Raw genomic sequence first — 26,241 nt, 5'->3', positions numbered from 1 at the left:
ATGTGGCCTGGGGGGCGCGGTCGAGCAACCCCGACGCGACACACCCTGGCTGACCAGTATAGGGCCCCCGGCAGGACGCCGCCGGCGCGGTTCGGATCGCGCATTTGGCTCGGGATGGATACCGGTAGCCAGCGTGCGCCCGGGCGCAACTGCCTGAATGACGGCGGAAATCTGGCCGGGTGTGGCGTTTTGTACAGACTTCTTTGCGCCCCGGCGCCGGCTCGGCCACAATAGTGGGCCCGCCGCGGTCCGTGCCGGTGCCTCTTCCAGGGGCCCTGAGGAATTGCGTGCGGTCGTTCCTATTCCCACGGTGACGCATGAATTTCCACGAATACCAGGCAAAACAACTGCTTGCCGAATACGGCATCCCGGTCCCGGCCGGCAAGGTCGCGGCGACCCCGGACGAGGCGGTTGAAGTCGCCCAGTCGCTGGGCCAGGGCCCCTGGATGGTCAAGGCGCAGATCCACGCTGGCGGCCGCGGCAAGGCTGGCGGCGTCAAGTTCTGCAAGACCGTCGACGACGTGAAGGCCGCAGCCGCCAAGATGCTCGGCACCAAGATGGCCACCTACCAGACCGCCGGCGTCGAGCTGCCGATCAACCTGGTGCTGGTGACCACCGCCGGTGAGATCGTCAAGGAGCTGTACCTGTCGGTCCTGGTGGATCGCGGCACCCGCACCATCAGCTACATCGCCTCTTCCGAAGGCGGCATGGAAATCGAGCAGGTCGCTGCCGAGACCCCGGACAAGATCCACACCCTGAACGTGGACTTCGTCGAGGGCGTGCAGGGTTACCACGGCCGTGACATCGGCTTCAAGATGGGCCTGACCGCCAAGCAGGCCGGCCAGTTCGCCAACATCATGGTGAACCTGTACCGCATCTTCAACGAAAAGGACCTGGCGCTGGTTGAGATCAACCCGCTGGCGATCCTGGACGATGGCAACCTGTACGCACTGGACGGCAAGTTCAACAGCGACGACAACGCCAACTTCCGCCACAAGGAACTGGTCGCCATGCGCGACAAGTCCCAGGAAGATGAAACCGAAGTGACTGCTTCGGAGCTGGACATCAATTACGTCACCATGGACGGCAACATCGGCTGCATGGTGAACGGCGCCGGCCTGGCCATGGCCACCATGGACGTCATCAAGCTCAACGGCGGCGAGCCGGCGAACTTCCTGGACGTGGGCGGCGGTGCCAACAAGCAGCGCGTCATCGAAGCGTTCAAGCTGATCCTGTCCTCCGACAAGGTCGAAGGCATCTTCGTCAACATCTTTGGCGGCATCGTCCGCTGCGACATGATCGCCGAAGGCATCATCGCCGCCGTGAAGGAAGTGGGCGTCAAGGTTCCGGTCGTGGTGCGCCTGGAAGGCACCAACGTGGAAGAAGGCAAGCAGCTGCTGCGTGACAGCGGCATGGCCATCATCCCGGCTGACAACATCAACGACGGCGCCAAGAAGGTCGTTGAAGCGGTCAAGAACGCCGCCTGATCCACGACACCGAAGGAAATTCCCATGTCTGTTTTGATTAACAAGAACACCAAGGTGATCGTGCAGGGCTTCACCGGCCAGCAGGGCACCTTCCACGCCACTCAGATGATCGAGTACGGCACCCAGGTTGTTGGCGGCGTGACCCCGGGCAAGGGTGGCACCACCCACATCGACCTGCCGGTCTTCAACACCGTTGCCGACGCCGTGCAGAGCACCGGCGCCAACGCGTCGGTCATCTACGTGCCGCCGCCGTTCGCGGCCGACGCGATCCTGGAAGCCGCGGCTGCCGGCATCAAGGTCATCGTCTGCATCACCGAAGGCATCCCGGTGCTGGACATGCTGCGCGTCAAGAACGTGCTGACCCGCTCCTACCCGGACACCGTACTGATCGGGCCGAACTGCCCGGGCGTCATCACTCCGGGCGAGTGCAAGATCGGCATCATGCCGGGCCACATCCACAAGCCGGGCAAGATCGGCATCGTGTCGCGCTCGGGCACCCTGACCTATGAAGCGGTCAAGCAGACCACCGAAGTCGGCCTGGGCCAGTCCACCTGCATCGGCATCGGCGGTGACCCGATCAACGGCTTGAACTTCGTCGACTGCCTGAAGCTGTTCAACGAAGATCCGCAGACCGAAGGCATCATCATGGTCGGCGAAATCGGCGGTGACGCCGAAGAAGCCGGCGCCGAGTACATCAAGAACCACGTGAAGAAGCCGGTCGTCGGTTTCATCGCAGGTGCATCGGCTCCGGCCGGCAAGCGCATGGGCCACGCCGGTGCGATCGCCTCGGGCGGCAAGGGCACTGCGGAAGGCAAGTTCGCCGCGATGGAAGCCGCGGGCGTCGTCACCGTCCGTTCGCCGGGCGACCTGGGCGCTGCCATCGCCAAGCTGGTGAAATAAGATCGACTGCCTCCGGCAGACGACGCTGTAGCGCCGGCCGCTGGCCGGCTGCTTGAAACAGAAAGGCCGCCTCCGGGCGGCCTTTCTGCGTCTGACCCCGGCGTTACAATGGCGGCATTGCAACCACAGGCTGGAATCCCATGGCTTCGATCCGTATCGCGATGGCGCAGTTCGACTTCCCGGTTGGCGATGTCGCCGGCAACACCGAGCGCATCATCGAGATGATCGGCCAGGCGCGCGACGAGTACGGCGCCGAGCTGGTGATGTTCCCCGAGCTGGCGGTGAGCGGTTATCCGCCGGAAGACCTGCTGCTGCGCCCGGGCTTCCTGTACGAGTGCGAGCAGGCAATGACCCGCATCGCCGCCGCCTGCCGTGGCATCACCGCCGTGGTTGGCTGGCCACAGGCGGCTGGCGCGGTGGTCTACAACGCCGCCAGCGTGCTGCGTGATGGCCTGGTGGAGCAGACCTATCGCAAGCGCGAACTCCCCAACTACGCCGTGTTCGACGAACGCCGCTACTTCGACGTCGATCCGGATGGCGGCAGCTGCGTGTTCGAGGTCAACGGTATTCCGGTCGGGCTGCTGATCTGCGAGGACCTGTGGTTTGCCGAACCGCTGGCCGACACCGTGCGCGCCGGTGCGCAGCTGGTCGTGGTGCCCAATGCTTCGCCGTACGAGCGTGGCAAGCACGCCCAGCGTGATGCTGTGCTGGCCGCACGAACCCGCGAGAGCGGGGCGGCGATCGCCTATCTCAACGTGGTCGGTGGCCAGGACGCGCTGGTGTTCGATGGCGCCTCGGTGGTGGCCGACGGTGATGGCACGGTGCACCCGGCCGCCGCCGCTTTCGTCGACCAGTGGCTGGTGGTGGAGTACGACGGCGACAGCCGCCGCTTCATGCCGCACGTGTGGATGGACGACGGCGACGAAAGCATGGACGCGCTGGCCTGGCGCGCGGTGACGCGCGGCATCCAGGATTACTGCCGCAAGACCGGCTTCAAGAAGGTGTGGCTGGGCCTGTCCGGTGGCATCGACTCGGCCCTGGTGCTGGCATTGGCCGTGGATGCGATGGGCGCGGAGAACGTGACCGCCGTGCGCCTGCCGTCGCGCTACACCGCCGGCCTGTCCAACGACCTGGCCGCCGAGCAGTGCCGGGCGCTGGGGGTGAAGCTTGAGGCCGTGTCGATCGAGCCGGCGTTCAAGGGCCTGATGGAATCGCTGGCGCCGATGTTCGAAGGCAGCGCGCCGGACGTGACTGAAGAGAACCTGCAATCGCGCAGCCGCGGCGTGATCCTGATGGCGCTGGCCAACAAGTTCGGCGGCCTGCTGCTGACCACCGGCAACAAGAGTGAGTACGCGGTCGGCTACGCCACCATCTACGGCGACATGTGCGGTGGCTATGCGCCGCTGAAGGACCTGTACAAGACCGAAGTGTTCGGCCTGTCCAAGTGGCGCAATACCGTGGGCGGCGCACCGGTGATTCCACCGGCGGTGATTAGCCGCCCGCCATCGGCCGAGCTGCGCGAGAACCAGCTGGACCAGGACTCGCTGCCGGCCTACGACGTGCTGGACGGCATCCTGTACCGCTACATCGACCAGGAGCAGTCGCGCACGGAGATCGTGGGCGCCGGCTACGACGCGGCCGTGGTCGATCGCGTGCTGCGCTTGGTGCGCATCAGCGAGTGGAAGCGGCACCAGGCCGCGCCGGGGCCGAAGGTCTCGCGCCGGGCGTTCGGCCGCGAGCGTCGCTACCCGATCAGCAACGGCTACAAGGGCTGAGGGAGCCGTTGACAGGTAGTGCCGGCCGCTGGCCGGCAGCCCGTATCCCGTGCATCCACGCATGGCGCGGATCTACCGTGTTCGGTAGTGCCGGCCGCTGGCCGGCAGCCCGTATCCCGCGCATCCACGCATGGCGTGGATCTACCGCGGTCGGTAGTGCCGGCCGCTGGCCGGCAACGTCCTGGATCGCGTATCCGGCATGGCGTGAATCTACCGGGCTTCGTCGAGCATTTGTTCGAGGCCTGCGATCTCCGCAGTGTCGTTGAAGGGGTCGTCCTCCAGTCGCGCATGCACGAACGCCAGGCCATCGGCCGCCGCTGCGTCCAGTGTGCCGCGGTGGTCGACCGGATAGCGCCGGAACGCGACCGGCTCGCCGCGCAGGGCCAGGCCAGCGGCATACAGCAGGGTCGTCAGATAGGGGACATCGCGGTCCTCGCTGCCATGGGCCAGCATCAGCGGCTGGCTGAAGCCGCGGCGCGGCACGCCCAGGTAGTCATGCAGCACCGTCCAGATGCCCGGCACGCCGGTCAGCGGTGCAGTGAACATGCTTCCGGTATCCATGCCGTCGAGCGTGCTGGCCAGATCACCCAGGCACTGCTCGCGTGCCAGGGCAATGCGGGCGCGCCCGGCGTCGCTCAGTACCCGGTCGACCTGCGGCGCAACCTGCAGCAGGCCGTCGAGCAGGTACGCGTGATACGCGTTGAGCGCGCCAGGATTGGCAGTGCGGTTGTCGGGCTTCATCACCAGCGCGGTCAGTTCGACGGCGGTCGGCGTTCCGGCGGTGAAACTGCCGCGGTACTGCAGTGAGGGCCCGCCATGGGAAGCCGCCAGGTGGCCGGCGACCAGCGCGGCTGCGCCCCCCTGCGAATAGCCTACCGAGACCCAGCGCGGCGACAACGCTGCTGCGCCCAGGTACTGCCGGCTCGCCTTGACCATGTCGATGGTGTTGCGCGCCGCGGTACGCACGTGCAGGTAGGCATGGCGGCCTGGGCTGCCCAGGCCCTGGTAGTCGGCGGCGGCGACGGCATAGCCGTGGGCCAGGAACACGTCCAGGAAGCGCCCGTCGCGTTCGGCATGGGTGGGGCCGGAGACCGAGGGCGCACAACGATCCGCAATGCCCTGGGTGCCATGCGCCCACGACACCACCGGCCAACCGCCGATGGGCGGCGTGCCGGCGGGCAGGTACAGCAGGCCGGTGCCTTCGGCCAGCGCGCCGTGGTGATCCGGGGTGCGGTAGTGCAGCTTGAACGCCTGGGCGGCCCTGGACGGCACCCAGGGCGCGCGATAGGGCGCGGCAGACAGCAGATCGCCCGGTGCGCCCCGCGCGAAGGCCGCGGGCGCCAGGGTGAGCGCCAGCAGGGCGCTGGCGAGAAGGCAGGACAGGAAACGGAAACTACAGGGCTGTGTCGGCATGGGGCGCTCCGTGATGGCCGGTGTGGCCGCAGCGCCGCAGTGTGGACACCCACGCCCGGGCAGGATGCGACCGCCGTCGCAACCGCCGGGGATTCGTAGCATTCCGAGTGTCGTGGTCCACGCATGGCGTGGATCGACCGACAAAGAAAAGGCCCCTTCCGGGGCCCTCTCTTACTTCTTTTCCAGTCGCGCGTTGCGCTGGCCGGTGCTGGCAGACTTCTCGCCGGCGAACGGGTTCAGCTTGCGGATCATCCACGGGTACTTCGGCCACTTGCCTTCCAGCCACGGGTGGTCCGGCTGGTTCAGCTGCAGGACGCGGCGGGCGTCGTCGGCCAGGGTCTTGTTGCCCAGGTGGGTGTAGGAATCGGCCAGCACGGCCACGGCGTCATACTGGAAGGCGCTCTGCGGGTAGGTTTCCAGCAGGTAGTTGGCGCGGCCCACGGCCGACACCCAGGCGCCGCGACGCATGTAGTACAGGGCGTTGTCCAGTTCGTGCTGGGCGAACACGTCACGCAGCTCCAGCATGCGCTGGCGCGCATCCGCCGCGTAGCGGCTGTTCGGGTAGCGGTCGACCACGATGTTGAAGTCCGAGTACGCCTGGTGCGGCGTGGACAGGTCGCGGCGGCTGGCATCCAGCGACCATACGCGGCGCAGGAAAACCGTACTGCGGTTGGAGTTGGCCAGGCCGCGCAGGTAGTACAGGTACGCAATGTTGCGGTGGGTCGGGTAGGTCCGGATGAAGCGGTCGATGCTGGACACGGCGTCATCGTGCTTGCCGGCCTTGTACTGGGCGTAGGCGGTTTCGATCATCGCCTGCTCGGTGTACGGGCCGTAGGGATACTGGGCCACCAGGCGACGGAAGCTGGCTTCGGCGCCGCTCCAGTTGCCGCCCTGCATCAGCTTGTGGCTTTTCTCGTACAGCTGTTCGACCGGCACGCCTTCGTCGGGGCGATCACCCTTCTTGGCGCCGCGGTGGCAGCCGGTTGCGGCGATGACCAGCACCAGCAGCAGGGCGGTGAGGCGGACGGGCGCGGAGAGCATGGCGGAGCGTCGGATCATGGGGTCGAGGCGGGACGCGGCTGGAATACGAAGGGTCGATGATAGCCTAGTGTCCTGTCCAGCGACTGAAACCGGCCGCCGGGACCCCAAAATTTCAAAGAATGCCCCCTGCCATGTCTGAACAACCCTCTGAATCGGCCCGCCAGGCCATCGTCCCCGACACCGCCGCCGGCCGCCGTTTCGACGCGGTCGTGGCCGAACTGTTCCCCGAATACTCGCGTTCGCGGCTGACCGAGTGGATCAAGGCCGGTGAGGTCCTGCTGGACGGTGCCCAGGTGCGCCCGCGCGATCCCCTGCGCGGCGGCGAGGTCGTGACCCTCAATGTGGTGCTGGAAACCCAGACCGACGCGCTGCCGGAGGACATCCCGCTGGACGTGCTGTTCGAGGACGAGCACGTGCTGGTGATCAACAAGCCGGTCGGCCTGGTGGTCCATCCGGGTGCCGGCAACCACAGCGGTACCCTGGTCAACGCGCTGCTGTTCCGCGACCCGTCGGTGGCGGTGCTTCCGCGCGCCGGCATCGTGCACCGCCTGGACAAGGACACCAGCGGCGTGATGGTGGTGGCCAAGACCCTGGAAGCGCAGACCGCGCTGGTCGAGCAGCTGGCGGCACGTGACGTGCACCGCCAGTACCTGGCCATCGTGATGGGCGCGCTGGTGGCCGGTGGTACTGCCGATGCCCCGATCGACCGCCACCCGCGTGACCGCCTGAAGATGGCGGTGCGCGAGGACGGCAAGGAAGCGGTGACCCACTACCGCCTGCGCGAGCGCTTCCGGGCACACACCGCGCTGGAGTGCCGCCTCGAAACCGGCCGTACCCACCAGATCCGCGTGCACATGGCACACGTGCGCCATCCGATCATCGGCGACCCGCTGTACGGCGGCGCGCTGAAGCTGCCCAAGGGCGCCAGCGACGAACTGGTCGCCGCGCTGCGCGGCTTCAAGCGCCAGGCACTGCACGCCGAGACCCTGGAGTTCACGCACCCGATCACCGGTGAGCCGGTGCGCAATACCGCGCCGGTGCCGGAGGACATGCTGCACCTGATGAAGGTGCTGCGCGAAGACAGCGAAGCCTTCGCCGCCCGCGAGCGGGACCGCTGGTGATGGCAGCCGCGCTGCCGTTGCTGCAGGCCGACTGGCCGGCGCCCGCAGGCGTCCATGCGCTGACCACGCGCCGGCACGGCGCGGGCATCTCGCCGGCGCCGTTCGCGCAGTTCAACCTGGGCAACCGGCACGCGGCCGATGGGGATACCCCGGCCAACGTGGAGCACAACCGCCAGCTGCTGCAACAGGGGCTGGCACTGCCGTCGGCGCCGCACTGGCTGCGCCAGGTGCACAGCAGCACCGTGCTGCGCTTCGATGCACCGCCGGTGCCCGGCGCGAGCGAGCCGGTGGCCGACGCGGCGGTAACCTCGGTGCCGGGTGTGGTGCTGGCGATCCTGACCGCCGACTGCCTGCCGGTGGTGTTTGCCGCGGCCGATGGCAGCGAGGTGGGCGCGGCCCATGCCGGCTGGCGGGGGCTGGCCGACGGCATGCTGGAGGCCACGGTGGCCGCCCTGCAGACGCCGCCGGCGCAGCTGCGGGCCTGGCTGGGCCCGGCCGCCGGGCCGGCCGACTATGAGATCGGCGAGGAGGTCTATCACGCCTTCGTCGGCCATGATCCGGCCGCCGAGGCGGCGTTCGTGGCCACCCGCGCAGGCCACTGGAAGGTGGACCTGTTCGCGCTGGCGCGGCAGCGCCTGCAGTCTGCGGGGATGGACCCGGCACAGGTGTATGGCGGCACGGTGTCGACCATGGCCGATCCGGACCTGTATTCGCACCGGCGCGACCGTCGTACCGGGCGCATGGCGACCCTGGCCTGGATCGCGCCCTGACCACGCCGCTGTTCGCGCGCGTGCTGGGGCCGGCCTTCGCCACCCTGGCAGGGCCGGTGCAGGCGCTGCACGCCGCGCCGTTGCCCTGCCGCTACGTGGGACAGGCGCGCATCGTGAGGGGGCGGCACAGGCTGGTGCCGCTGCTGGCTGCGTTGGCGCGGTTGCCACAGGACGGTGACGCGCTGCCCACCGAGGTGGCGTTCAACCACTACCGGCAGGGCGAGCGGTGGGCGCGACGGTTCGGCCGCTGGCCGATGGTGTCGCGGCTGTGGGCGCATGAGGGGCATCTGCGCGAGCAGCTGGGCGCGGTGCGTTTCGAGTTCGCGCTGCAGGCCCGCGAAGGTGGCATCGACTGGTCGGTGCGGCGGGTCTGGGCGTTCGGGCTGCTGCCGCTGCCGGCACGGTGGTTTGCGGGCGTGCAGTGTCGGGAGGCCGGGGAGGGCGAGCGTTACACTTTCCGGGTTGATGTGACGTTGCCCTGGGTGGGAGCCCTGATCCGCTATGAAGGCTGGCTCGAACCGCAGTGAGGCCGCCGCCGGGGCGGGCAATCCGGTGATCGTGTTTGATGGCGTATGCGCCCTGTGCAATCGCTGGGTGCGCTTCCTGCTGCGTTTCGACCGCAAGCAACGTTATCGCTTTGCAGCGATGCAGGGCGAGCGGGGCAGTGCGCTGCTGCGCGCGCACGGGCTGGACCCGCAGGACCCGGCGTCGTTCCTGCTGCTGGACGCGCAGGGCGCGTGGACCGATACCGATGCGATCCTGCGTGTACTGGCCGGGCTGGGCGGTGCATGGCGCCTGAGCGGCGTAATGCGGATGGTGCCGCGTCGCTGGCGCGATGCAGCCTATCGCGCGCTCGCACGGAACCGCTATCGCTGGTTCGGCCGGCATGACGCCTGCCACCTGCCTGCACCGGAGCAGGCCGCGCGATTTCTGGATTGAAGAAAAAGGGGACGGAGGGGATTAAGTCGTTTGTGCACAAACGACTTAATCCCCTCCGTCCCCTTTTTTCCTTCAGCCCTCCAGCGCGTCCAGGTAGCTGCGGCGCCAGTGGTTGATGTCGTAGGTGCGCAGGTGTTCCATCATGGCGTGCCAGCGCTCCTTGCGCTTGCGCAGCGACATCGTCGCCGCGGTGGCGATGGCGTCGGCAACGCCATCCAGGTCGTGCGGGTTCACCAGCAGTGCCTGCTTGAGTTCGTCGGCGGCGCCGGCCAGCAGCGACAGCACCAGCACGCCGGGATCCTCCGGGTCCTGCGAGGCCACGTACTCCTTGGCCACCAGGTTCATGCCATCACGCAGCGGCGTGACCAGCCCCACCGCCGCCGCCCGGTAGAAGCCGGTGAGGGTGGCATGGGTGAAGTTCTGGTTGACGTAGCGCAGCGGTGTCCAGTCAGGTTCGGCGTGGCCACCGTTGATGTGCCCGGCGATCTGTTCCAGCTGGCTTCGCAGCTGCCGGTACTCGGTGACATCGCCGCGCGAGACCGGGGCGATCTGCAGGTAGGTCAGCGAGCCGCGCTGGTCGGGATGGCGCTCAAGATACCGTTCGAAGCCGAGGAAGCGCTCGGGCAGGCCCTTGGAATAATCCAGACGGTCGACGCCGATCGCCAGCTGGCGGTCACGCAGGCTGTTGCGCAGGTTCTTCACCGCGGTCTTGGTCGCCGCGGTGGCGGCCTGGCGTGCGATCAGCTCGGTGTCGATGCCGATCGGGAACGCCGCTGCGCGGAAACGACGCCCGCCCGGCGCTTCCAGCGTGCCGTTGTCGAGCACGCGACCGCCGCCGAACAGGCGCAGGTAGGTCTGGAAGCGATCGGCATCGCGCTGGGTCTGGAAGCCCACCAGGTCATACGCGTAGAGCGCGGAGAACAACCGCAGGTGATCCGGCATCGCCTGCAGCAGGTCGGCCGAGGGCATCGGGATATGCAGGAAGAAGCCGATGCGGCAGCCGATGCCGCGCTCGCGCAGCAGTGCACCGAGCGGGATCAGGTGGTAGTCGTGGATCCAGACGATGTCGTCCTCGCGCAGCAAGGGCGCGAGCTTGTCGGCGAACAGCGCATTGACCTTGTGGTAGGTCTCGCGGGTGGCACGGTCGTAGTCGACCAGATCCAGGCGGAAGTGCAGCAGCGGCCACAGCGTGCGGTTGGCAAAGCCGTTGTAGTAGCCGTCCACCTCGCGCTTGCTCAGGTCCATGGTGACGTAGTCGATGTCACCGTCCTTCTGCCGGTGCAGCGTACCGCTGCCGTCCTTTACCGTCTTGCCGCTCCAGCCGAACCACAGGCCGCCGCGTTCCTTCAGGGCGGCCAGCAGGCCGACAGCCAGGCCGCCGGCGCGGTTCTCGCCGGGTACGGCCACACGATTTGAAACCACGACCAGACGACTCACGATGCCTCCTGCCAGGACCGCGACAGGCGCATCGCGGCAGTGATCAGGCCGACGTGCGAATAGGTCTGCGGGAAATTGCCCCAGGCCTCGCCGCTGTCGAAGGCCAGATCCTCCGACAGCAGGCCCAGGTGGTTGCGCTGCTTCAGCAGCAGCTCGAACATCTCGCGCGCCTCGTCCATGCGCCCGATCGCCGCCAGCGCATCGATGTACCAGAACGTGCAGATGGTGAAGCTGGTCTCCGGTTCGCCGAAGTCATCCGGCGCGACATAGCGGTACAGCGAATTGCCATGCTTGAGGTCGCGGCCGATCGCATCGACGGTGGCGATGAAGCGGGCGTCCATCGCGTCGATGAAGCCGATGTCGGCCAGCAGCAGGAGCGAGGCGTCCAGGCGATGGCCGCCGAAGGTATCGGTGAAGTGGCCCAGTTCCTCATTCCAGGACTCAGCCATGATGCGCGCATGGATGGTGTCGGCGCGCTCGCGCCAATAGTGCGCACGGTCATCGCGCTTGAGGCGCACGGCGATCTTGCACAGGCGGTCGCAGGCCGCCCAGCACATCGCGCTGGTGTAGGTGTGCACCTCGGTGCGGCCACGGAACTCCCACAAGCCTGCATCGGGCACATCATGCAGGGCGAAGGCCTGTTCGCCCAGCGGTTCGAGGCGGGCGAAAGTGTGGGCGTCGCCGGGATCCTGCAGGCGGCGGTCGAAGAACAGCTGCGTGGAGGCCAGCACCACGCTGCCGTAGACATCGTGCTGGCGCTGTACCCAGGCCAGGTTGCCACGGCGCACCGGGCCCATGCCGCGGTAGCCGGACAGGGTGGGAACCTCATCTTCGTCCAGCTTCGCTTCGAAGCCGATGCCATACAGCGGCTGCAGCGTGCCGTCGGTGGTGGCCAGGTTGAAGATGTAGCCGAGGAACTGTTCCATCGTGCGCGTCGCGCCGAGACGGTTCAGCGCCCGCACCACGAAGGCCGCGTCGCGCAGCCAGCAGTAGCGGTAGTCCCAGTTGCGCACGCTGCCCGGCGCTTCCGGAATGGAGGTGGTCATCGCCGCGATGATCGCGCCGCTGTCTTCGTACTGGCACAGCTTCAGGGTGATCGCGCTGCGGATCACCGCGTCCTGCCATTCCAGCGGGATGGACAGGTAGCGCACCCATTCGCGCCAGTAGTCGCGGGTGCGCTGGAAGGCTTCCTGCACATAACCGCTGATCGAGCGGTTGAGCGACTCATCCACGCCCAGGATCAGGTGGATGGGATGGTTGAGCACGAACGGCAGGCCATCGCGCACGAAGCGCACCGGCACATCGGTGGTCAGCCGCAGCACGTGCTCGGGCAGGATCCAGCGCACATGATTGCTGCCCCAGGTCGACTCCGGCACGCGTGCGCCCCAGTCAGCCAGCGGGCGCGCACGCACGGTGATGCGTGGGCTGCCGGCCAGCGGGCGTACCTGGCGGATCAGGCTGACCGGCCGATAGAAGCGGTCGTTCTGCCGCCAGCGTGGGGCGAAGTCGAGAATTTCCAGCTCGCCGCCGTGCGCGTCGCGCAGGACGGTACGCAGGATCGCCGTGTTGGTGAGGTACTCCTGCTCGCTGCCGGCGAAGTCTTCCAGTTCGATGGCGAAGTCGCCGCCGGTCTGCTGGTTGGGGCCGAGCAGGGCGCAGAAGGTGGGGTCGCCGTCGAAGGTGGGCAGGCAGCTCCAGACGACGCGGGCATGTTTGTCGACCAGGGCGCCGAAGCTGCCGTTGCCGACCACGCCCAGATCAAGATCGGGTTGGGTCATCACGCGGTACATCTCGGTTGCGGCCGTGGGGGTTGGCCGGGTCAATAGGCATTCTCACGCAGCCAGGCGTGCACGCTGCGTATGTCGGGCAGCGCAAACACCGCCGCGCTGGGTTCACGTTCACCCACCAGCACGCTCCAGCCGTGCTGGACGTTGGCGGCGTCGAAGCCGAATTCATCGGTGAGGTCATCGCCGAGGAAGACCGGAAGACGGCCGCGGAAGGGCAGGTACTGCATCATCCGGCGCACGGCGCGCCCCTTGTCGCTGCCTACCGGAACGAATTCGACCACGTGGTCGCCCGGCTGCAGGCGGTAACCGGGCCGGCCGCGCACGTGGCGGTTGGCAAAGGTGCGCACGTCGCTGGCCGCGTGTGGCGCGCCTCGCCAGTGCAGGGCCAGGCCGACGCCCTTGTCCTCCACCAGCACGCCGGGATGGCCGTGGGCGAAGCGCATCGCCTGCTGGTGCAGTGCGTGCAGCCATTCGGCGGTGTCGTCATCGTGTTCGTCGCGCAGCACGCGACCATCGTGGCCGCGCAACTCATGCCCATGCAGGCCGGCGGCAGGCAGCTGGAGGGGAGCGAACAGCTGGTCCAGCTGTTCAAGCGGTCGGCCACTGACCAGTGCCACGGCGCCTTCCAGGCGGTCACTGATGCGGCCGATGGCTTCACGCACATCCGGCAGGAGCTGCACGGCATCCGGTCGTGCAGCGAATTCGATAAGGGTGCCATCGACATCGAGAAACAACGCACAGGCGTCGTCCAGCAATGGCGGTGGCGGACGCAGGGGGAGCGATTCAGCCATGACGCCCAGCCTGCCAGCGCGGGCGTGTACGTGGGGTCGAGGACAGGCTACTGATCGGGGTAGTGCCGGCCGCTGGCCGGCACCCTCAGGGTGCCGGCCAGCGGCCGGCACTACCTACCAGACTGGTGAATCAGAACGTATAGCGGACCCGGCCGTAGTAATACGCACCGTTGCTGCCGATCGGCGACAGCACGTCGTACGGCAGGTTGCCGAAGTAGTAGATGTCGTTGTTGGATCGATCCGGGTAGTTGTCGGTCAGGTTCTGGCCGCCGATGGCCACGCTCCAGCGCGGGGTGATGCGGTACTCCACTTCGGCATCCAGCTGCCACTCGGCCTGGTAGGTCTGGCGCGGGATGTAGCCATCGCCGAAATTGAACACGCGGGTGGCGCTGCCGTAGCGGTTCACGCGGGTGCTCAGCGACCAGTGGTCGTTGCTCCAGGCGGCCGAGAAGCTGCCACGCGTGCGCGGGGTGGCATCGGTCAGGGTGTTGGTTTCCTCGATGCCGAACAGTACGTAGTCCGGGTTCAGGGCGCGCAGCTGCGCCGGCGTGGCCAGCATATTCTTCAGCGTGGTCTTGGTGTAGGCGTAGGTGCCGGTCAGCAGCAGCTGGCCATCGCCCAGCGACTGCCGCCAGTTGCTTACCAGCTCGGCGCCACGGGTGCGGGTATCGGCGGCATTGACGAAGAAGCTGGCGCTCTGCAGTCCGCTGACGCCGTAGTTGGCGGCCACGTAATCGGTCAATGCGTCACCGGTGATGCTCTCCGACAGCGCGATGCGGTCATCGATGTCGATCTGGAAGAAGTCCAGTGACAGGTCGAAGTGCTCGCCGATGCGGCTGGTGAAGCCCAGCGAGGTGTTGATCGACTTCTCCGGCTTCAGGTTCTGCGCACCCAGGCCACGCGCGATCGGATTGTTGACCGACAGCAGGCGGCCCTGCACCAGCTGGCCGCCGGCGTTGTAACCGGTGGAGGTGGATTCGTAGCCGATCTGCGCCAGCGACGGCGCGCGGAAGTTGTTGGAGATGGCACCGCGCAATGCGAACGCCGGGGTGAATTCGTAGCGCAGGCCGAGCTTGCCGGTCAGTTCGCCGCCAAAGTCGTCGTTGTGCTCGTAGCGGGCGGCCAGATCGCTGGAGAAGTGGTCGCCGAACTGGCTGGACAGGCTGGCATAGGCGCTGGCCACGTCGCGCGACAGGGTGGCGGCGTCCTGTGGGGTCAGGCCGCCACCGGCCTGCGAACCGGTCGGGCGGTCGGTGTACGGGCCGGCCGCATAGCTGGCCGGGTCGCCGGGGCGGGTCTGGTAGCGCTCATGGCGCGCTTCCACGCCCAGGCCCAGCGTGTGGCTGATGCTGTCGCTCTGGGTGAACACGCGGCTCAGATCGAGATTGCCCACCGTCTGTGCGTACTGGTAATCGGCAGTCTTGAAGCGGGTCGGGCTGGTCGGGCCCAGCGAGGCGTTGAGCGAATCGCGCAGGCGGTAGGTGAAGTCGTTCTGGCCGTAATCCAGGCTGCCGTCGTAGCTCCATTCGCCCCACTGCCCGCGCACGCCGGCCACGGCCTGCACGTCGCGGTTTTCGCCTTCGGAAATGGGCCGGTAACCGTTCGGATAGACCTGCTTCCAGTTGGCCTCGCCATCGGGATAGCGGAAGTAGTTGGCGCCTTCGGTGTCACGCTGGTTGAAGGTACCGAACGCGTAGAACGTCGAGGTCTGTCCCACCGGGATCTCGGTGTTCAGCCACAGGTTGATGTCCTTGCTCTTGCCATCGCCCAGCACGTAGTTGCGCTTGCCCTGCAGCGCCAGGTTGTCCGGCGTCTGGTCCCACGGCGGAACCTGGTCAAAGCCGGCGCGGTTGGTGCCGTTGCGGTGCTTGTATTCCAGGCCGACGCGCAGGAAGCCGCCGTCCTCGCCCAGCGAGGTGCCGACCTTGGCGCTGACGTTGCCGGTCTGGCCGTCGGTGACGGTGCGGCCGATCGGCTTGAGGTCGGTGTGGTTGGCACCGTAGCTGGCCTCGATCTCGCCACCGTCGCCGCCGTTGTCGAGGATCACATTGATCACGCCGGCCACGGCGTCCGATCCGTACAGCGCACCGGCACCATCGCGCAGCACTTCAATGCGCTTGATCGCGCTGACCGGGATCGAATTGAAATCGACCGGCGTGGTGCCCTTGCCGATCTTGCTGTCGGTGTTGACCAGTGCGGTGTGGTGGCGGCGCTTGCCGTTGACCAGCACCAGCACCTGGTCCGGCGACAGACCACGCAACTGCGCCGCGCGCACGTGGTCGGCGCCACCGGAGTTGGACTGGCGCGGGAAGTTGAACGACGGCAGCAGCGCCTGCAGCGCGCTGCCCAGTTCGCCGTTGACCACGCCGGCCTTGCGGATGTCCTCCGCGGTGAGCACATCCACCGGCGAGGTGGATTCGAGCACGGTGCGGTCGGCGGCACGGGTGCCGGTGACGATCACGGTGTCCAGGTTGGTGGCGTCCTGGGCCAGGGCCGGGATGGCAGCGGAGGAAAGCGCGAGGGCGATGGCGAGGCCGAGCGGCGACGCGGGCAGGCGGGCGGACATGGGGGGCTCCAGCAACAACGACGACGGGGAAGGGGGAGATGGTTTCACTTACATCCATCCGGATGAAGCGATATATTATCTTCGCGTGATGGCCGGTGCCGATGCAAGCCCCTGCCGGTCCGGCATGAGCTGATGCCCGGTTGGCATCAGCACGCCGGGCCGGTGGCGCTGTACGCTGCCGGCTCGCCCTGTCCCCCTTCCCCGGAGCTGTACCGATGAAACACCTTGGCCTCGTCTTCGCCGTGCTGCTGGCCACCAGTGGCTGCGCCAGCCTGTCTTCGCAGGCGCCCAGCGCCTATGCCACGGCCACCACCGCCGAACTGAAGGGCGATGCCGCCCGCCCTTCCGCCGGCCATGGCTGGGTGCGCAGCGAGCTGTACTTCGGGGTGGGCGAGGAGCAGGGGGCCGGCAACCGCCCGCAGGCCGACACCATCAGCGACGCGCAGTGGCGCGCCTTCCTGGACAAGGAAGTAACGCCGCGCTTCCCGGACGGCCTGACCGTGTTTGATGCCTATGGCCAGTGGCTGTTCCGCGGCGATGCCGCGCCCAACCGCCTGCGCACCAAGGTGCTGGTGGTGCTGCACGAGGACACCCCGCAGCGCCGCGCCGACATTGAGGCGATCCGCCTGGCGTGGAAGCAGCAGACCAGGCATCAGTCGGTGCTGTGGTCGCGGCAGGCGGTCGAGGTATCGTTCTGAGTTGAAGGTGCCGCCGCGGTGCCGCAGGGAGCAATGATGAACTACAGGAAATGCCTGCTGGGCCTGGCATTGGCAGGCGTACTGGCACCGACGGCGCAGGCGGGCGGGGACGACGGAGAAACGCTGCGCTTCCAGGTGGCCGCGCATGTGCAGGCGCATGCCGATCCGCAGCAGGACGGCAGCATCGCGCTGCAGCTGTCACCCTCGGGCAAGCGCCAGACGCTGGCCGGCGCGGCCGATGCCGACGGCAATTCGCGATGGTCGCTCGAAGATGTCGATTTCGATGGTTACCCGGAACTGGTCGCACGCGCTCCGGTAGGCATGGTCAACGAAGCGGTGGCGGTATACCGGTTCGATCCGGCCGTTGAGGCATTCCGCGTGCTGCAGGCCGAGACCCACGGCAAGGACAGCTGCGGTGAGCTGATGGGGCTGACGGTCGACCGTCCGAGCCGCACGCTGACCAGCAGCTGCCGCAGCGGCCCGATGTGGTACACCGACCAGTATCGCTTTGCAGGCGCGACACTCCATCTGTACCGCGCCGAGCGCGTGCTGATGCTGGGCGATACGTTGAACGCCGCGCTGCAGTGGGAACAACGCGAAGAGAACGGGCCGTTGGCGGTCTGGCGCACCTATGATGCCGCCGGCCGCGTGCTGGAAAGTGCCATCGCCGATGGCCTGGGTGCTCCGCCGGATGGACCGTTGCGTGGTCGGCAGGCCGCGGTGGCACCCGCGCGCCTGTTCCTGTTCGACCAACCCGGCGCATCCAGCACCAGGCGTTACCTGGTCCAGGGCGACCGCGTGGAACTGCTGGATGAACGGGACGGCTGGGTGAAGCTGTGCTACCGCAACCCCAGGCAGGGTGAGGTGGTGGGCTGGATCAACGTCAACGATTGACTCGATCTCCGCCGGTAGTTTGCCTATCGAGGTGATGTGCGCCTTGCCCACGGAGGCATCACTTCTTCGGGTCTAGCCTCGGATGTTCTCCCCTCGAGGATGTCTCCGATGAGCAAGCGCGTTGCCGAGATCGTTGTCGATACCCTGCAGCAGGCGGGCGTCCGCCGCTGTTATGGCATCGTCGGCGATACCTTGAATCACGTCACCGATGCCCTGCACCGCAGTGAAATCGACTGGGTACATGTACGCCACGAAGAAGTGGCCGCCTTCGCTGCCGGCGCCGATTCGCTGGTGAGCGGCGAGTTGACCGCCTGTGCGGGTTCCTGTGGTCCCGGTGGCCTGCACTTCATCAACGGCATCTTCGAGAGCAATCGCAACCGTGCACCGATGGTGCTGATCGCCAGCCAGGTGGTGACCAGTGAGCTGGGCATGGAATTTCCGCAGGAAGTGGATTTCAAGGCGGTCTATGGCAGCTGTACGGTGTTCTGCGAACAGGTGCACAGCCCGGAGCAGGCGCGGCGCGTCGTGGCCCTGGCCTGCCAGGCGGCGATCAGCCGCCGGGGCGTGGCGGTGGTGATCCTGCCGGCCGACATCAGCCAGGCTGAGGTGAAGCACGATGTGCCGTTCTCGGTGCACTACACCCAGCCGGTGCTGCGTCCGGCGGATGCCGAACTGCAGCGCATCGCCGAACTGCTGGGGCAGGGCAAGCGCATTGGCATCTACGCCGGTGCCGGTTGCCAGGGCGCACACGCGCAGCTGCTGGAACTGGCCCGGCGCCTGCAGGCGCCGGTTGCGCATACTTCGCGCGCCAAGGATTTCGTCGAGCCGGACAACCCGTACAACATGGGCATGACCGGCATCTTCGGCATCGAATCCGGCTTCCATACGCTGATGGCGTGCGACACGCTGCTGCTGCTCGGCGCCGACTTCGCGTGGGGCCAGTTCTACCCGGACAAGGCCACGATCATCCAGGTCGACCGCGATGGCAGCCACCTCGGCCGCCGCCATCCGGTGAACCTCGGCGTGGTCGGTGACATCGCACCGACCCTGGACGCGCTGCTGCCGATGCTGCCGCCGCGCGAGGACAGCAGCTTCCTGGACGAATGCATCGAGCGTCGCGACAAGGCACTGAAGACGCGCGAGCAGGAAGAACAACCGGGCGAGGGTGAACTGATCCACCCGCAGCACCTGACCGCCTTGCTGTCCAGGCACGCCAGCGATGATGCGCTGTTCACTGCTGACGGCGGCTCGCCGATGGTGTGGGTGCTGCGCCACATCCGCGTCAACGGCCGTCGCCGCACGCTGACCAGCCTGCTGCACGGCACGATGGCCAACGCGATGCCGCAGGCGCTGGGCCTGCAGAAGGCCTTCCCCGGGCGGCAGGTGATCTCGCTGTCCGGTGATGGTGGCCTGGCGATGCTGCTGGGTGACCTGCTCACAGCAGTGCAGGAGAACCTGCCGATCAAGGTGGTGGTGTTCAACAACGGCTCGCTGAACTTCGTCGAGCTGGAGCAGAAGGTGGAAGGCCTGCTGGACAACTACACCGACCTGAAGAACCCGGACTTCGGCCGCCTGGCCGAGGTGATCGGCTTCCACGGCCGCACGGTGACCCGCAGCGAGGATCTGGAAGAGGCGGTATTGGATTTCCTGTCCCAGCGCGGCCCGGCGCTGCTGGACGTGCATACCAGTCGCGCTGAACTGGTGATGCCACCGCAGATCGAGGCCAAGCAGGTGGCCGGTACGGCGCTGTATGCCGCCAAGGCGGTGTTGAATGGCCGCTTCGACGATGTGAAGCATCTGCTGGTGGACAACTTCCTGAAGAAGTAGGGCGAGGATGCAGGGCTGCGCCCTGCGCCCGCGGTAGTGCCGGCCGCGGGCCGGCCACCTCGGAAGCAACGGCGGCCATCCGTGGGCAGGTGTCGACCTTGGTCGACACGGTAGATCCACGCCATGCGTGGATGAACGAAAGAATGATCGGAATGATCTTCTGTAGCCGGGCCATGCTCGGCTCAGAGGCTTCGCGTACAGCAGCCGAGCATGGGCCCGGCACTGCAGCGAGAGCCTGGCTTGGCTTTGGATCTTTTGATGTTCTTCCGTGGCTGGCACGCGCAGGAAACTGTGAGGGGCCGGTCGGGATGGGCCGCGCAGGACCGTTGGCGCCATGGATGGCACCATCGAGCCCAGGACGGGTTTACGGCGCGTCCTGCGCTGCCCACCCCGACCGGCCCAACGCGCAATGCCAGTCGACTGACAGTCGACTCTACCCGCGACCAGCCAAGAGGGGCCCCGCCGTCCGCTGGAACCCATCATTCCACCGCGGAATTGGCGCCCGGGCCCTGCTGGGCCTACCATCGGCGCTCCCCACCCCCTCCGCCCCTTCCATGTCCGCTCCCGCTTCCGCCGCACCGCGTCGCTGGTTCGTCGCCGGCGACTTCAATGGCTTCTTCGGCCTGGTCGTCGACAACCTCTCCATCCTCGGCTTCATCGCCATGGCCCTGGTCGGGATCTTCCAGTTCCCCGCCGACGTGGTATTCGGCCGCATGTTCCCCGGCACGGCCTTCGGCGTGCTGGTCGGCAACCTGCTGTACACGCTGATGGCGCGTCGGCTGGCTGCGCGTACCGGCCGCGACGATGTCACCGCCATGCCGCTCGGCCTGGATGCCCCCACCAGCATCGGCATGGCCCTGCTGGTGCTCGGCCCGGCCTTCATCGCCTTCAAGCAGCAGGGCATGGATCCGCATGCCGCAGGCATCGCCACCTGGCAGCTGGGCATGGCCGCGCTGGTCATCATGGGCGTGCTCAAGTTCGTGCTGTCGTTCTTCGGCGAAGCAGTCACCCGCGCGCTGCCGCGTGCGGCGCTGCTGGGCTCCATTGCCGGCATTGCGCTGGTGCTGATGGGCCTGCTGCCGCTGCTGGAAACGCTGCGCTCGCCGCTGGTCGGCTTCACCACGCTGGGCCTGCTGCTGTATGTGCTGATCGCCAAGGGCAAGTTGCCGGTGCGTGGTCCGGGCGTGCTGCTGGCCTTCGTGTTCGGCACCGTGCTGTATTACGGCCTCGGCCTGGCCGGGCTGGGCGCGCCCGGCTTCCATGTGCCGGAGTGGGTGCCGCCGCAGGTGGTGCTGCCGCTGCCGACGCTGGGCTTCCTCGACGGCCTGCCCACCGCGATGACCTACCTGCCGCTGCTGCTGCCGTTCGGCCTGCTGATGGTGGTCGGTGGCATCAACGTCTCTGAAAGCGCGCGTGCGGCCGGTGATGACTATCGCACCCGCGACATTCTGCTGGTGGAAGCGGTGGCCACGCTGGTGGCCGGCATCTGCGGCGGCGTCGCGCAGACCACACCGTACATCGGCCAGCCGGCGTACAAGCACATGGGCGCGCGCAGCGGCTACACGCTGCTGACCGGCCTGTTCGTCGGTATCGGCGGCATGCTTGGCATCATCTCCGGGCTGGTGCAATGGCTGCCGCTGGCGGTGCTGGCGCCGATCATCGTGTACGTGGCCATCGACATCACCACCCAGGCCTTCCAGGCGACGCCGCGTCACCACACCGGCGCGATGGTGTTCGGTTTCCTGCCGTCGGTGGCTTACCTGCTGGCGATCAAGGCGCCCGGCTGGATCGCACCGGACCAGCTGCCGCAGCTGCTGACCAAGCTTGACGGCCACGGTCTGCCGGAGCTGGCGGTGATCTTCACCCTGGGCAATGGCTTCATCATCACCTCGATGCTGTGGATCTCGGCCGTGGCGGCGATGGTCGATGGCCGCCTGCGCCGTGCCTGTGGCGTCCTGCTGGTGGCCGCCGGGCTGACCCTGTTCGGCCTGATCCATTCGGTGGATCCGCGCGGTGGCATCTACCTGCCATGGGACCTGGACGGCCTGGCGCGCATCATCAGCTGGCAGTTTGCCGGTGCCTACGTGGCGTTGGCACTGCTGCTGGGGTTGTTGTCGCTGCAGAAACAGCCGGTGCAGCCGCTGGGTGGGAACAGCTGACCCCCCGGTAGTGCCGGCCGCTGGCCGGCACCGTCGTGGGCTTCGGGCGGAGGGTGCAGCTGCGGGCCAGCGGCCGGCACTACCGTTCGGCGTCCAGTTCGGGGTAATGGCGGAAGATGCCGTTGGTGTTGAACGGCAACCGCCGCTCCGACGCCAGATAGGCGGCGATGTTCGGTCGCTTCGCCACCCGCTCCTGCAACGCCCGCAGCAGGGGCACGGTAGGGCCGAGCGCCTGCATGCGCCGCGGGAACATGTAGTCCAGCCCGCTCAGCAGCTGGAACAGCGACAGATCGACATACGAATGCTCGCGCAGGGCATGGCGGCCACCGTTGGCGGCCAGCACCTGTTCGAAGTAGCCGAGGAACTTCGGCAGGCGCTCGCTGCGCAGTGACGCGGCACGTGCCTTGGCTTCGGTCTTCTGCTCTTCGTAGTACTTCGACGCGGCAATCGGATGGTGGGTGTCATGCACCTCGGCCACCAGATCCGCGATGGTCAGCTGCAGTTGCAGCGCCTGCATCCGCCGCGATGCGGCCTGCGGCACCAGGTCCAGCGTCGGGCCGAGGAAATCCAGGATCGCGGCGACCTGCGCGATGACCTGGCGACCGGCCTTGAGGAACGGCGGCGCGAAGGGCTGTGCCCCTTCGCTGCGGCCCTCCAGGAACGGCTGCATCACTGCATCGCCGTGCACGCGCGCCATGTCGATGTAGTCGGCGCCGGCGTCTTCCAGCGCCAGCCGCACGAACTCGCCACGGCCCTGGATGCCGGTCCAGTAATACAGCGCGTACTGCATGGTGGTGCCTCCACAGTGCAAGGCGTACAGCCTCGCGCGAAGCATGCAAAGCAGGCGTGAGCGCGACACGGGTGCAGGCGAACCCCAACGGCAGCGGAACAGGCGGGGAACCCGTTGCAACCGTGGGGGTCACACCCTTTCCATGCGTGTGATACGAGGTGCTGCATCATGCAGAGCGGAAAGGCGGTCTGGCCCTGGGTGTTGGGTGTGGTGGTGATCGGTGGTGCGGGCGGCTGGTTGTTCCGCGATCAGCTGAAGCACATGGCAGACGGTGTTGCGGTACCCGTGCAATCAACCCCCGCCAGTACCGGCGCGCCGCCACAACCGCAGGCGGCCGCGCAGCCCGCGCCGGCACCACCGCCGATCAGGCATCCGCTGGATACCGAGGCTGCGGCTGACCCGGCGCTGCCGACGCTGGCCGACAGCGATGCGGCGGCCTGGGGCGCATTGAGCCAGCTGTTCCAGGGCGAGGGGCCACTGACCCTGCTGCTGCGCGACCACCTGATCCAGCGCCTGGTTACCCAGCTCGACAACCTGGACACGCCCAGCGTGCCGCCGACCGCGCTGGCCGCGCGACCGCTGCCGGGCAGCCTGCAGGTTGAACCCGCCGAGGGCGGCGAACGCATCGCCGCCAGCAACGCGGCGCGCTACGCGCCCTACGTGCAGGCCTTCACCGCGCTCGACCCGGCGGCAACGGCCACCGCCTACAAGCGCTTCTATCCGCTGATCCAGCAGGCCTACGTCGACCTGGGCCGGCCCGAGGGTTACTTCAACGACCGTCTGGTAGCAGTCATCGACCACCTGCTGGAGACCCCGGAACTGGCGCAGCCCCCGGCGGTGCAGCGCGATGCGCGCGGCCGCTACCGCTTTGTCGATCCCACCCTGCAGTCGCGCTCGGTCGGCCAGAAGGCGCTGCTGCGCATGGACGCAGCCCAGGTGCATGCGGTCAAGCAGCAGCTGCGGGCGATCCGCACCGCGATCACCCGCTGAGCCGGTCCGCCGCCCCGGACTGATCGGGATCAACGCGCCGACCACACCCGCTCCGGCATGCTGGCCGCAGGCTGACTGGCCCCGGGGTGCAGTCGCAGCCACCCTTGAAACCGGGTGGGGCAACCGCATCTTTCCAGCATTGCCGGCCCAGGCCGGCCCTGATGACCGATGAGGATTCGCAATGCGGATGGACAAGCTCACCTCGCGTTTCCAGCAGGCGCTGGCAGACGCACAGTCGTTGGCCGTGGGCCGCGACAACAGCATCATCGAACCGGTCCACCTGTTCAGCGCGCTGCTGGACCAGCAGGGTGGCAGCACGCGCCCACTGCTGGCCCAGGCCGGGGTGAACGTGCCGGTGCTGCGCGAGCGCCTGACCGAGGCGCTGGACGCACTGCCCAAGGTATCCGGCCAGGCCGGCAACGTCTCGATGGGCAACGATCTGGGGCGCCTGCTGAACCAGACCGACAAGCTGGCGCAGCAGCACGGGGACGCCTTCATTGCCAGCGAGTGGTTCGTGCTGGCGGCGCTGGACGACGGCGGCACGCTGGGCATGGCGCTGCGCGCCGCCGGTGCCGACAAGACCCGCCTGCAGGCGGCGATCGACAAGCTGCGTGGCGGTGAGAACGTGCAGTCGGAGAATGCCGAGGAACAGCGGCAGGCGCTGGAGAAGTACACCATCGACCTGACCGCGCGTGCCGAGAGCGGCAAGCTCGACCCGGTGATCGGCCGTGACGAGGAAATCCGCCGCACCATCCAGGTGCTGCAGCGCCGGACCAAGAACAACCCGGTGCTGATCGGCGAGCCCGGCGTGGGCAAGACCGCGATCGTGGAAGGGCTGGCCCAGCGCATCATCAACGACGAAGTACCCGAAGGCCTGCGCGGCAAGCGCGTGCTGTCGCTGGACATGGGCGCGCTGATTGCCGGGGCCAAGTTCCGCGGCGAATTCGAGGAGCGCCTGAAGGGTGTGCTCAACGACCTGGCCAAGAACGAAGGCCAGATCATCCTGTTCATCGATGAGCTGCACACCATGGTCGGCGCGGGCAAGGCCGACGGCGCGATGGATGCCGGCAACATGCTGAAGCCGGCGCTGGCACGCGGCGAGCTGCACTGCATCGGTGCGACCACGCTGGACGAATACCGCAAGTACATCGAGAAGGACGCTGCGCTGGAGCGCCGCTTCCAGAAGGTCTTCGTCGGTGAGCCGTCGGTGGAGGACACCATCGCGATCCTGCGCGGGCTGAAGGAAAAGTACGCCGTGCACCACGGGGTGGAGATCACCGACCCGGCCATCGTGGCCGCCGCCACGCTGTCCAACCGCTACATCACCGACCGCCAGCTGCCGGACAAGGCCATCGACCTGATGGACGAGGCTGCCTCGCGCCTGCGCATGGAGATCGACTCCAAGCCGGAGGAGCTGGATCGGCTGGAGCGCCGGGTGATCCAGTTGAAGATCCAGCGCGAGATGCTGAAGAAGGAGAAGGACGAGGCCTCGCGGCAGCGCCTGGCCGACCTGGAAAACGACATCGACGGGCTGGAGCGCGAGTTCTCCGACCTCAATGAAATCTGGAAGTCGGAGAAGGCCGCGCTGCAGGGCGCCACCAAGATCAAGGAACAGGTCGAGCAGGCCAAGCTGGAGCTGGAGGCCGCGCAGCGCCGCCAGGATTTCGCCAAGATGAGCGAGATCCAGTACGGCCTGCTGCCGCAGCTGGAAAAGCAGCTGGCCGCGGCCCAGGAAGCCGAGCACAAGGACTTCAAGCTGGTGCAGGATCGCGTGACCGACGAGGAGATCGCCGAGGTCGTATCGCGCTGGACCGGCATTCCGGTCAACAAGATGCTCGAAGGCGAGCGCGACAAGCTGCTGCGCATGGAAGAGGTGCTGCACAACCGCGTGGTCGGCCAGGAGGAAGCGATCAAGGTCGTCTCCGATGCGGTGCGCCGCTCGCGTGCAGGCCTGTCCGATCCGAATCGCCCGGCCGGTTCCTTCCTGTTCCTTGGCCCGACCGGCGTCGGCAAGACCGAGCTGTGCAAGTCGCTGGCCGAATTCCTGTTCGACAGCGCCGACGCGATGATCCGCATCGACATGAGTGAGTTCATGGAGAAGCACAGCGTCGCCCGCCTGATCGGTGCGCCCCCGGGCTATGTCGGCTACGAGGAAGGCGGCTACCTGACCGAGGCGGTGCGTCGTCGCCCGTATTCGCTGATCCTGCTGGACGAAGTGGAGAAGGCGCATCCGGATGTGTTCAACATCCTGCTGCAAGTGCTGGACGATGGCCGCCTGACCGATGGCCAGGGCCGCACCGTGGACTTCCGCAACACCGTCATCGTGATGACCTCCAACCTGGGCTCGCACCAGATCCAGGACATGAGCGCCGACGACAGTCCGGAGGCCTACACGCAGATGAAGGCAGCAGTGATGGGCGTGGTGCAGGCGCACTTCCGTCCGGAGTTCATCAACCGCCTGGACGACATCGTGGTGTTCCACCCGCTGGACAAGCAGCAGATCAAGCAGATCGCGCGCATCCAGATGCGCGGGCTGGAGAAGCGCCTGGCCGAGCGCGGGCTGAAGCTGGCGGTCTCCGATGCGGCGTTCGACCTGCTCGGCAACGTCGGCTTCGATCCGGTGTACGGCGCGCGCCCGTTGAAGCGTGCGATCCAGTCGCAGCTGGAAAACCCGCTGGCGCAGCAGATCCTGTCCGGCGCCTTCGTCAACGGCGATACCATCGAAGTCGGCAACGACGGTGGTCGCCTGGTCTTCGCCAAGGCTTGAACCGGTGGCGCCCCGGCCATGGCTGGGGCGCCATCCGAGCCTTGGCAGCGCACGATGGTCCTGTTTCACTTTCGCAAGGATGAGGAGAA

20 protein-coding genes are annotated in these 26,241 nt (G+C 67.4%); 13 read left to right on the top strand and 7 right to left on the bottom strand.

Annotated elements, in window-relative coordinates:
- The first annotated feature begins 317 nt into the window (after positions 1-317).
- The 3 genes from sucC to BLS66_RS03205 all read left to right on the top strand — a co-directional run bounded on the left by sucC (position 318) and on the right by BLS66_RS03205 (position 4,162).
- Positions 318-1,487: an ADP-forming succinate--CoA ligase subunit beta gene (gene sucC, locus BLS66_RS03215; protein WP_005418614.1), complete on the top strand. Its 1,170-nt coding sequence runs from the start codon at positions 318-320 to the stop codon at positions 1,485-1,487.
- A gap of 24 nt (positions 1,488-1,511) precedes the next feature.
- Positions 1,512-2,387 (top strand): succinate--CoA ligase subunit alpha, encoded by an 876-nt coding sequence (sucD, locus tag BLS66_RS03210; RefSeq protein ID WP_005418610.1) that lies wholly within the window; start codon positions 1,512-1,514, stop codon positions 2,385-2,387.
- A 140-nt stretch (positions 2,388-2,527) separates the two neighbouring features.
- On the top strand, positions 2,528-4,162 hold the full coding sequence (locus BLS66_RS03205; RefSeq protein ID WP_074725051.1) for an NAD+ synthase: 1,635 nt from the start codon (positions 2,528-2,530) through the stop codon (positions 4,160-4,162).
- A 210-nt stretch (positions 4,163-4,372) separates the two neighbouring features.
- Here the strand turns inward: BLS66_RS03205 and BLS66_RS03200 are convergent, their stop codons facing one another.
- A complete protein-coding gene (locus BLS66_RS03200) occupies positions 4,373-5,575 on the bottom strand; it encodes a lipase family protein (protein WP_074725050.1) in 1,203 nt (400 codons plus the stop codon).
- Between the two features lie 171 nt (positions 5,576-5,746).
- A complete protein-coding gene (locus BLS66_RS03195; RefSeq protein ID WP_032960726.1) occupies positions 5,747-6,634 on the bottom strand; it encodes an outer membrane protein assembly factor BamD in 888 nt (295 codons plus the stop codon).
- Positions 6,635-6,747: 113 nt separating this feature from the next.
- Between BLS66_RS03195 and rluD the strand changes: the two genes are divergently transcribed.
- The 4 genes from rluD to BLS66_RS03175 are packed head-to-tail and all read left to right on the top strand — an operon-like array spanning position 6,748 to position 9,446.
- On the top strand, positions 6,748-7,737 hold the full coding sequence (gene rluD / locus BLS66_RS03190) for a 23S rRNA pseudouridine(1911/1915/1917) synthase RluD (protein WP_053461185.1): 990 nt from the start codon (positions 6,748-6,750) through the stop codon (positions 7,735-7,737).
- Complete coding sequence (gene pgeF / locus BLS66_RS03185; protein WP_049437910.1) at positions 7,737-8,507, top strand: peptidoglycan editing factor PgeF; 771 nt, start codon at positions 7,737-7,739, stop codon at positions 8,505-8,507. The genes rluD and pgeF overlap by 1 nt, the downstream gene beginning before the upstream one ends.
- A gap of 20 nt (positions 8,508-8,527) precedes the next feature.
- Entirely contained in the window at positions 8,528-9,034 is a 507-nt protein-coding gene (locus BLS66_RS03180) for a DUF4166 domain-containing protein (RefSeq protein ID WP_083348124.1), read from the top strand.
- A complete protein-coding gene (locus BLS66_RS03175; RefSeq protein ID WP_053461182.1) occupies positions 9,009-9,446 on the top strand; it encodes a thiol-disulfide oxidoreductase DCC family protein in 438 nt (145 codons plus the stop codon). Before BLS66_RS03180 ends, BLS66_RS03175 begins: the two co-directional genes overlap by 26 nt.
- A gap of 72 nt (positions 9,447-9,518) precedes the next feature.
- Here the strand turns inward: BLS66_RS03175 and otsA are convergent, their stop codons facing one another.
- From otsA to BLS66_RS03155, 4 genes are all read right to left on the bottom strand, one after another.
- Positions 9,519-10,883: an alpha,alpha-trehalose-phosphate synthase (UDP-forming) gene (otsA, locus tag BLS66_RS03170; RefSeq protein WP_074725048.1), complete on the bottom strand. Its 1,365-nt coding sequence runs from the start codon at positions 10,881-10,883 to the stop codon at positions 9,519-9,521.
- Positions 10,880-12,661, bottom strand: a complete 1,782-nt coding sequence (locus BLS66_RS03165; RefSeq protein WP_074725087.1) for a glycoside hydrolase family 15 protein — start codon at positions 12,659-12,661, stop codon at positions 10,880-10,882. Before BLS66_RS03165 ends, otsA begins: the two co-directional genes overlap by 4 nt.
- 41 nt (positions 12,662-12,702) lie before the next feature.
- The gene (gene otsB, locus BLS66_RS03160; RefSeq protein WP_053461181.1) at positions 12,703-13,461 is read right to left on the bottom strand and encodes a trehalose-phosphatase; all 759 of its coding nucleotides are present in this window, start codon (positions 13,459-13,461) and stop codon (positions 12,703-12,705) included.
- A 130-nt stretch (positions 13,462-13,591) separates the two neighbouring features.
- Positions 13,592-16,027: a TonB-dependent receptor plug domain-containing protein gene (locus BLS66_RS03155; RefSeq protein WP_074725047.1), complete on the bottom strand. Its 2,436-nt coding sequence runs from the start codon at positions 16,025-16,027 to the stop codon at positions 13,592-13,594.
- Positions 16,028-16,242: 215 nt separating this feature from the next.
- On the opposite strand from BLS66_RS03155, the gene BLS66_RS03150 reads away from it, so the two are divergent.
- The 4 genes from BLS66_RS03150 to BLS66_RS03135 all read left to right on the top strand — a co-directional run bounded on the left by BLS66_RS03150 (position 16,243) and on the right by BLS66_RS03135 (position 21,605).
- Positions 16,243-16,725, top strand: coding sequence for a DUF3574 domain-containing protein (locus BLS66_RS03150; protein WP_053461179.1), 483 nt, complete (start codon positions 16,243-16,245; stop codon positions 16,723-16,725).
- Positions 16,726-16,761: 36 nt separating this feature from the next.
- On the top strand, positions 16,762-17,619 hold the full coding sequence (locus BLS66_RS03145; RefSeq protein WP_074725046.1) for an SH3 domain-containing protein: 858 nt from the start codon (positions 16,762-16,764) through the stop codon (positions 17,617-17,619).
- 108 nt (positions 17,620-17,727) lie between these two features.
- Positions 17,728-19,446: a thiamine pyrophosphate-dependent enzyme gene (locus BLS66_RS03140; RefSeq protein WP_057494714.1), complete on the top strand. Its 1,719-nt coding sequence runs from the start codon at positions 17,728-17,730 to the stop codon at positions 19,444-19,446.
- Positions 19,447-20,000: 554 nt separating this feature from the next.
- Positions 20,001-21,605, top strand: coding sequence for a SulP family inorganic anion transporter (locus BLS66_RS03135; RefSeq protein ID WP_049467574.1), 1,605 nt, complete (start codon positions 20,001-20,003; stop codon positions 21,603-21,605).
- 79 nt (positions 21,606-21,684) lie between these two features.
- On the opposite strand, the gene BLS66_RS03130 is transcribed toward BLS66_RS03135, so the two are convergent.
- The gene (locus BLS66_RS03130) at positions 21,685-22,395 is read right to left on the bottom strand and encodes a glutathione S-transferase (RefSeq protein WP_074725045.1); all 711 of its coding nucleotides are present in this window, start codon (positions 22,393-22,395) and stop codon (positions 21,685-21,687) included.
- A 168-nt stretch (positions 22,396-22,563) separates the two neighbouring features.
- Here BLS66_RS03130 and BLS66_RS03125 point away from each other — a divergent pair, with 168 nt between their 5' ends.
- Positions 22,564-23,385 (top strand): DUF3014 domain-containing protein, encoded by an 822-nt coding sequence (locus BLS66_RS03125; RefSeq protein ID WP_074725044.1) that lies wholly within the window; start codon positions 22,564-22,566, stop codon positions 23,383-23,385.
- A 181-nt stretch (positions 23,386-23,566) separates the two neighbouring features.
- Positions 23,567-26,152, top strand: a complete 2,586-nt coding sequence (gene clpB / locus BLS66_RS03120; protein ID WP_012481080.1) for an ATP-dependent chaperone ClpB — start codon at positions 23,567-23,569, stop codon at positions 26,150-26,152.
- Positions 26,153-26,241: the final 89 nt, after the last annotated feature.

Origin of the sequence: Stenotrophomonas pavanii (assembly GCF_900101175.1) — a bacterium.
In the GTDB taxonomy this organism is placed as follows: Bacteria; Pseudomonadota; Gammaproteobacteria; order Xanthomonadales; family Xanthomonadaceae; genus Stenotrophomonas; species Stenotrophomonas pavanii.
The sequence above is the reverse complement of the archived record's forward strand: the minus strand, read 5'-3'. Positions and strand labels throughout refer to the sequence as shown.

Coding starts and splice junctions, on each gene's coding strand:
- BLS66_RS03150 (WP_053461179.1), top strand. CDS start 16,243: ATGAAACACCTTGGCCTCGTCTTCGCCGTGCTGCTGGCCACCAGTGGC.
- sucD (WP_005418610.1), top strand. CDS start 1,512: ATGTCTGTTTTGATTAACAAGAACACCAAGGTGATCGTGCAGGGCTTC.
- rluD (WP_053461185.1), top strand. CDS start 6,748: ATGTCTGAACAACCCTCTGAATCGGCCCGCCAGGCCATCGTCCCCGAC.
- sucC (WP_005418614.1), top strand. CDS start 318: ATGAATTTCCACGAATACCAGGCAAAACAACTGCTTGCCGAATACGGC.
- BLS66_RS03200 (WP_074725050.1), bottom strand. CDS start 5,575: ATGCCGACACAGCCCTGTAGTTTCCGTTTCCTGTCCTGCCTTCTCGCC.
- pgeF (WP_049437910.1), top strand. CDS start 7,737: ATGGCAGCCGCGCTGCCGTTGCTGCAGGCCGACTGGCCGGCGCCCGCA.
- BLS66_RS03125 (WP_074725044.1), top strand. CDS start 22,564: ATGCAGAGCGGAAAGGCGGTCTGGCCCTGGGTGTTGGGTGTGGTGGTG.
- BLS66_RS03140 (WP_057494714.1), top strand. CDS start 17,728: ATGAGCAAGCGCGTTGCCGAGATCGTTGTCGATACCCTGCAGCAGGCG.
- BLS66_RS03175 (WP_053461182.1), top strand. CDS start 9,009: ATGAAGGCTGGCTCGAACCGCAGTGAGGCCGCCGCCGGGGCGGGCAAT.
- BLS66_RS03155 (WP_074725047.1), bottom strand. CDS start 16,027: ATGTCCGCCCGCCTGCCCGCGTCGCCGCTCGGCCTCGCCATCGCCCTC.
- BLS66_RS03135 (WP_049467574.1), top strand. CDS start 20,001: ATGTCCGCTCCCGCTTCCGCCGCACCGCGTCGCTGGTTCGTCGCCGGC.
- BLS66_RS03205 (WP_074725051.1), top strand. CDS start 2,528: ATGGCTTCGATCCGTATCGCGATGGCGCAGTTCGACTTCCCGGTTGGC.
- BLS66_RS03165 (WP_074725087.1), bottom strand. CDS start 12,661: ATGACCCAACCCGATCTTGATCTGGGCGTGGTCGGCAACGGCAGCTTC.
- BLS66_RS03130 (WP_074725045.1), bottom strand. CDS start 22,395: ATGCAGTACGCGCTGTATTACTGGACCGGCATCCAGGGCCGTGGCGAG.
- otsB (WP_053461181.1), bottom strand. CDS start 13,461: ATGGCTGAATCGCTCCCCCTGCGTCCGCCACCGCCATTGCTGGACGAC.
- BLS66_RS03145 (WP_074725046.1), top strand. CDS start 16,762: ATGAACTACAGGAAATGCCTGCTGGGCCTGGCATTGGCAGGCGTACTG.
- clpB (WP_012481080.1), top strand. CDS start 23,567: ATGCGGATGGACAAGCTCACCTCGCGTTTCCAGCAGGCGCTGGCAGAC.
- BLS66_RS03195 (WP_032960726.1), bottom strand. CDS start 6,634: ATGATCCGACGCTCCGCCATGCTCTCCGCGCCCGTCCGCCTCACCGCC.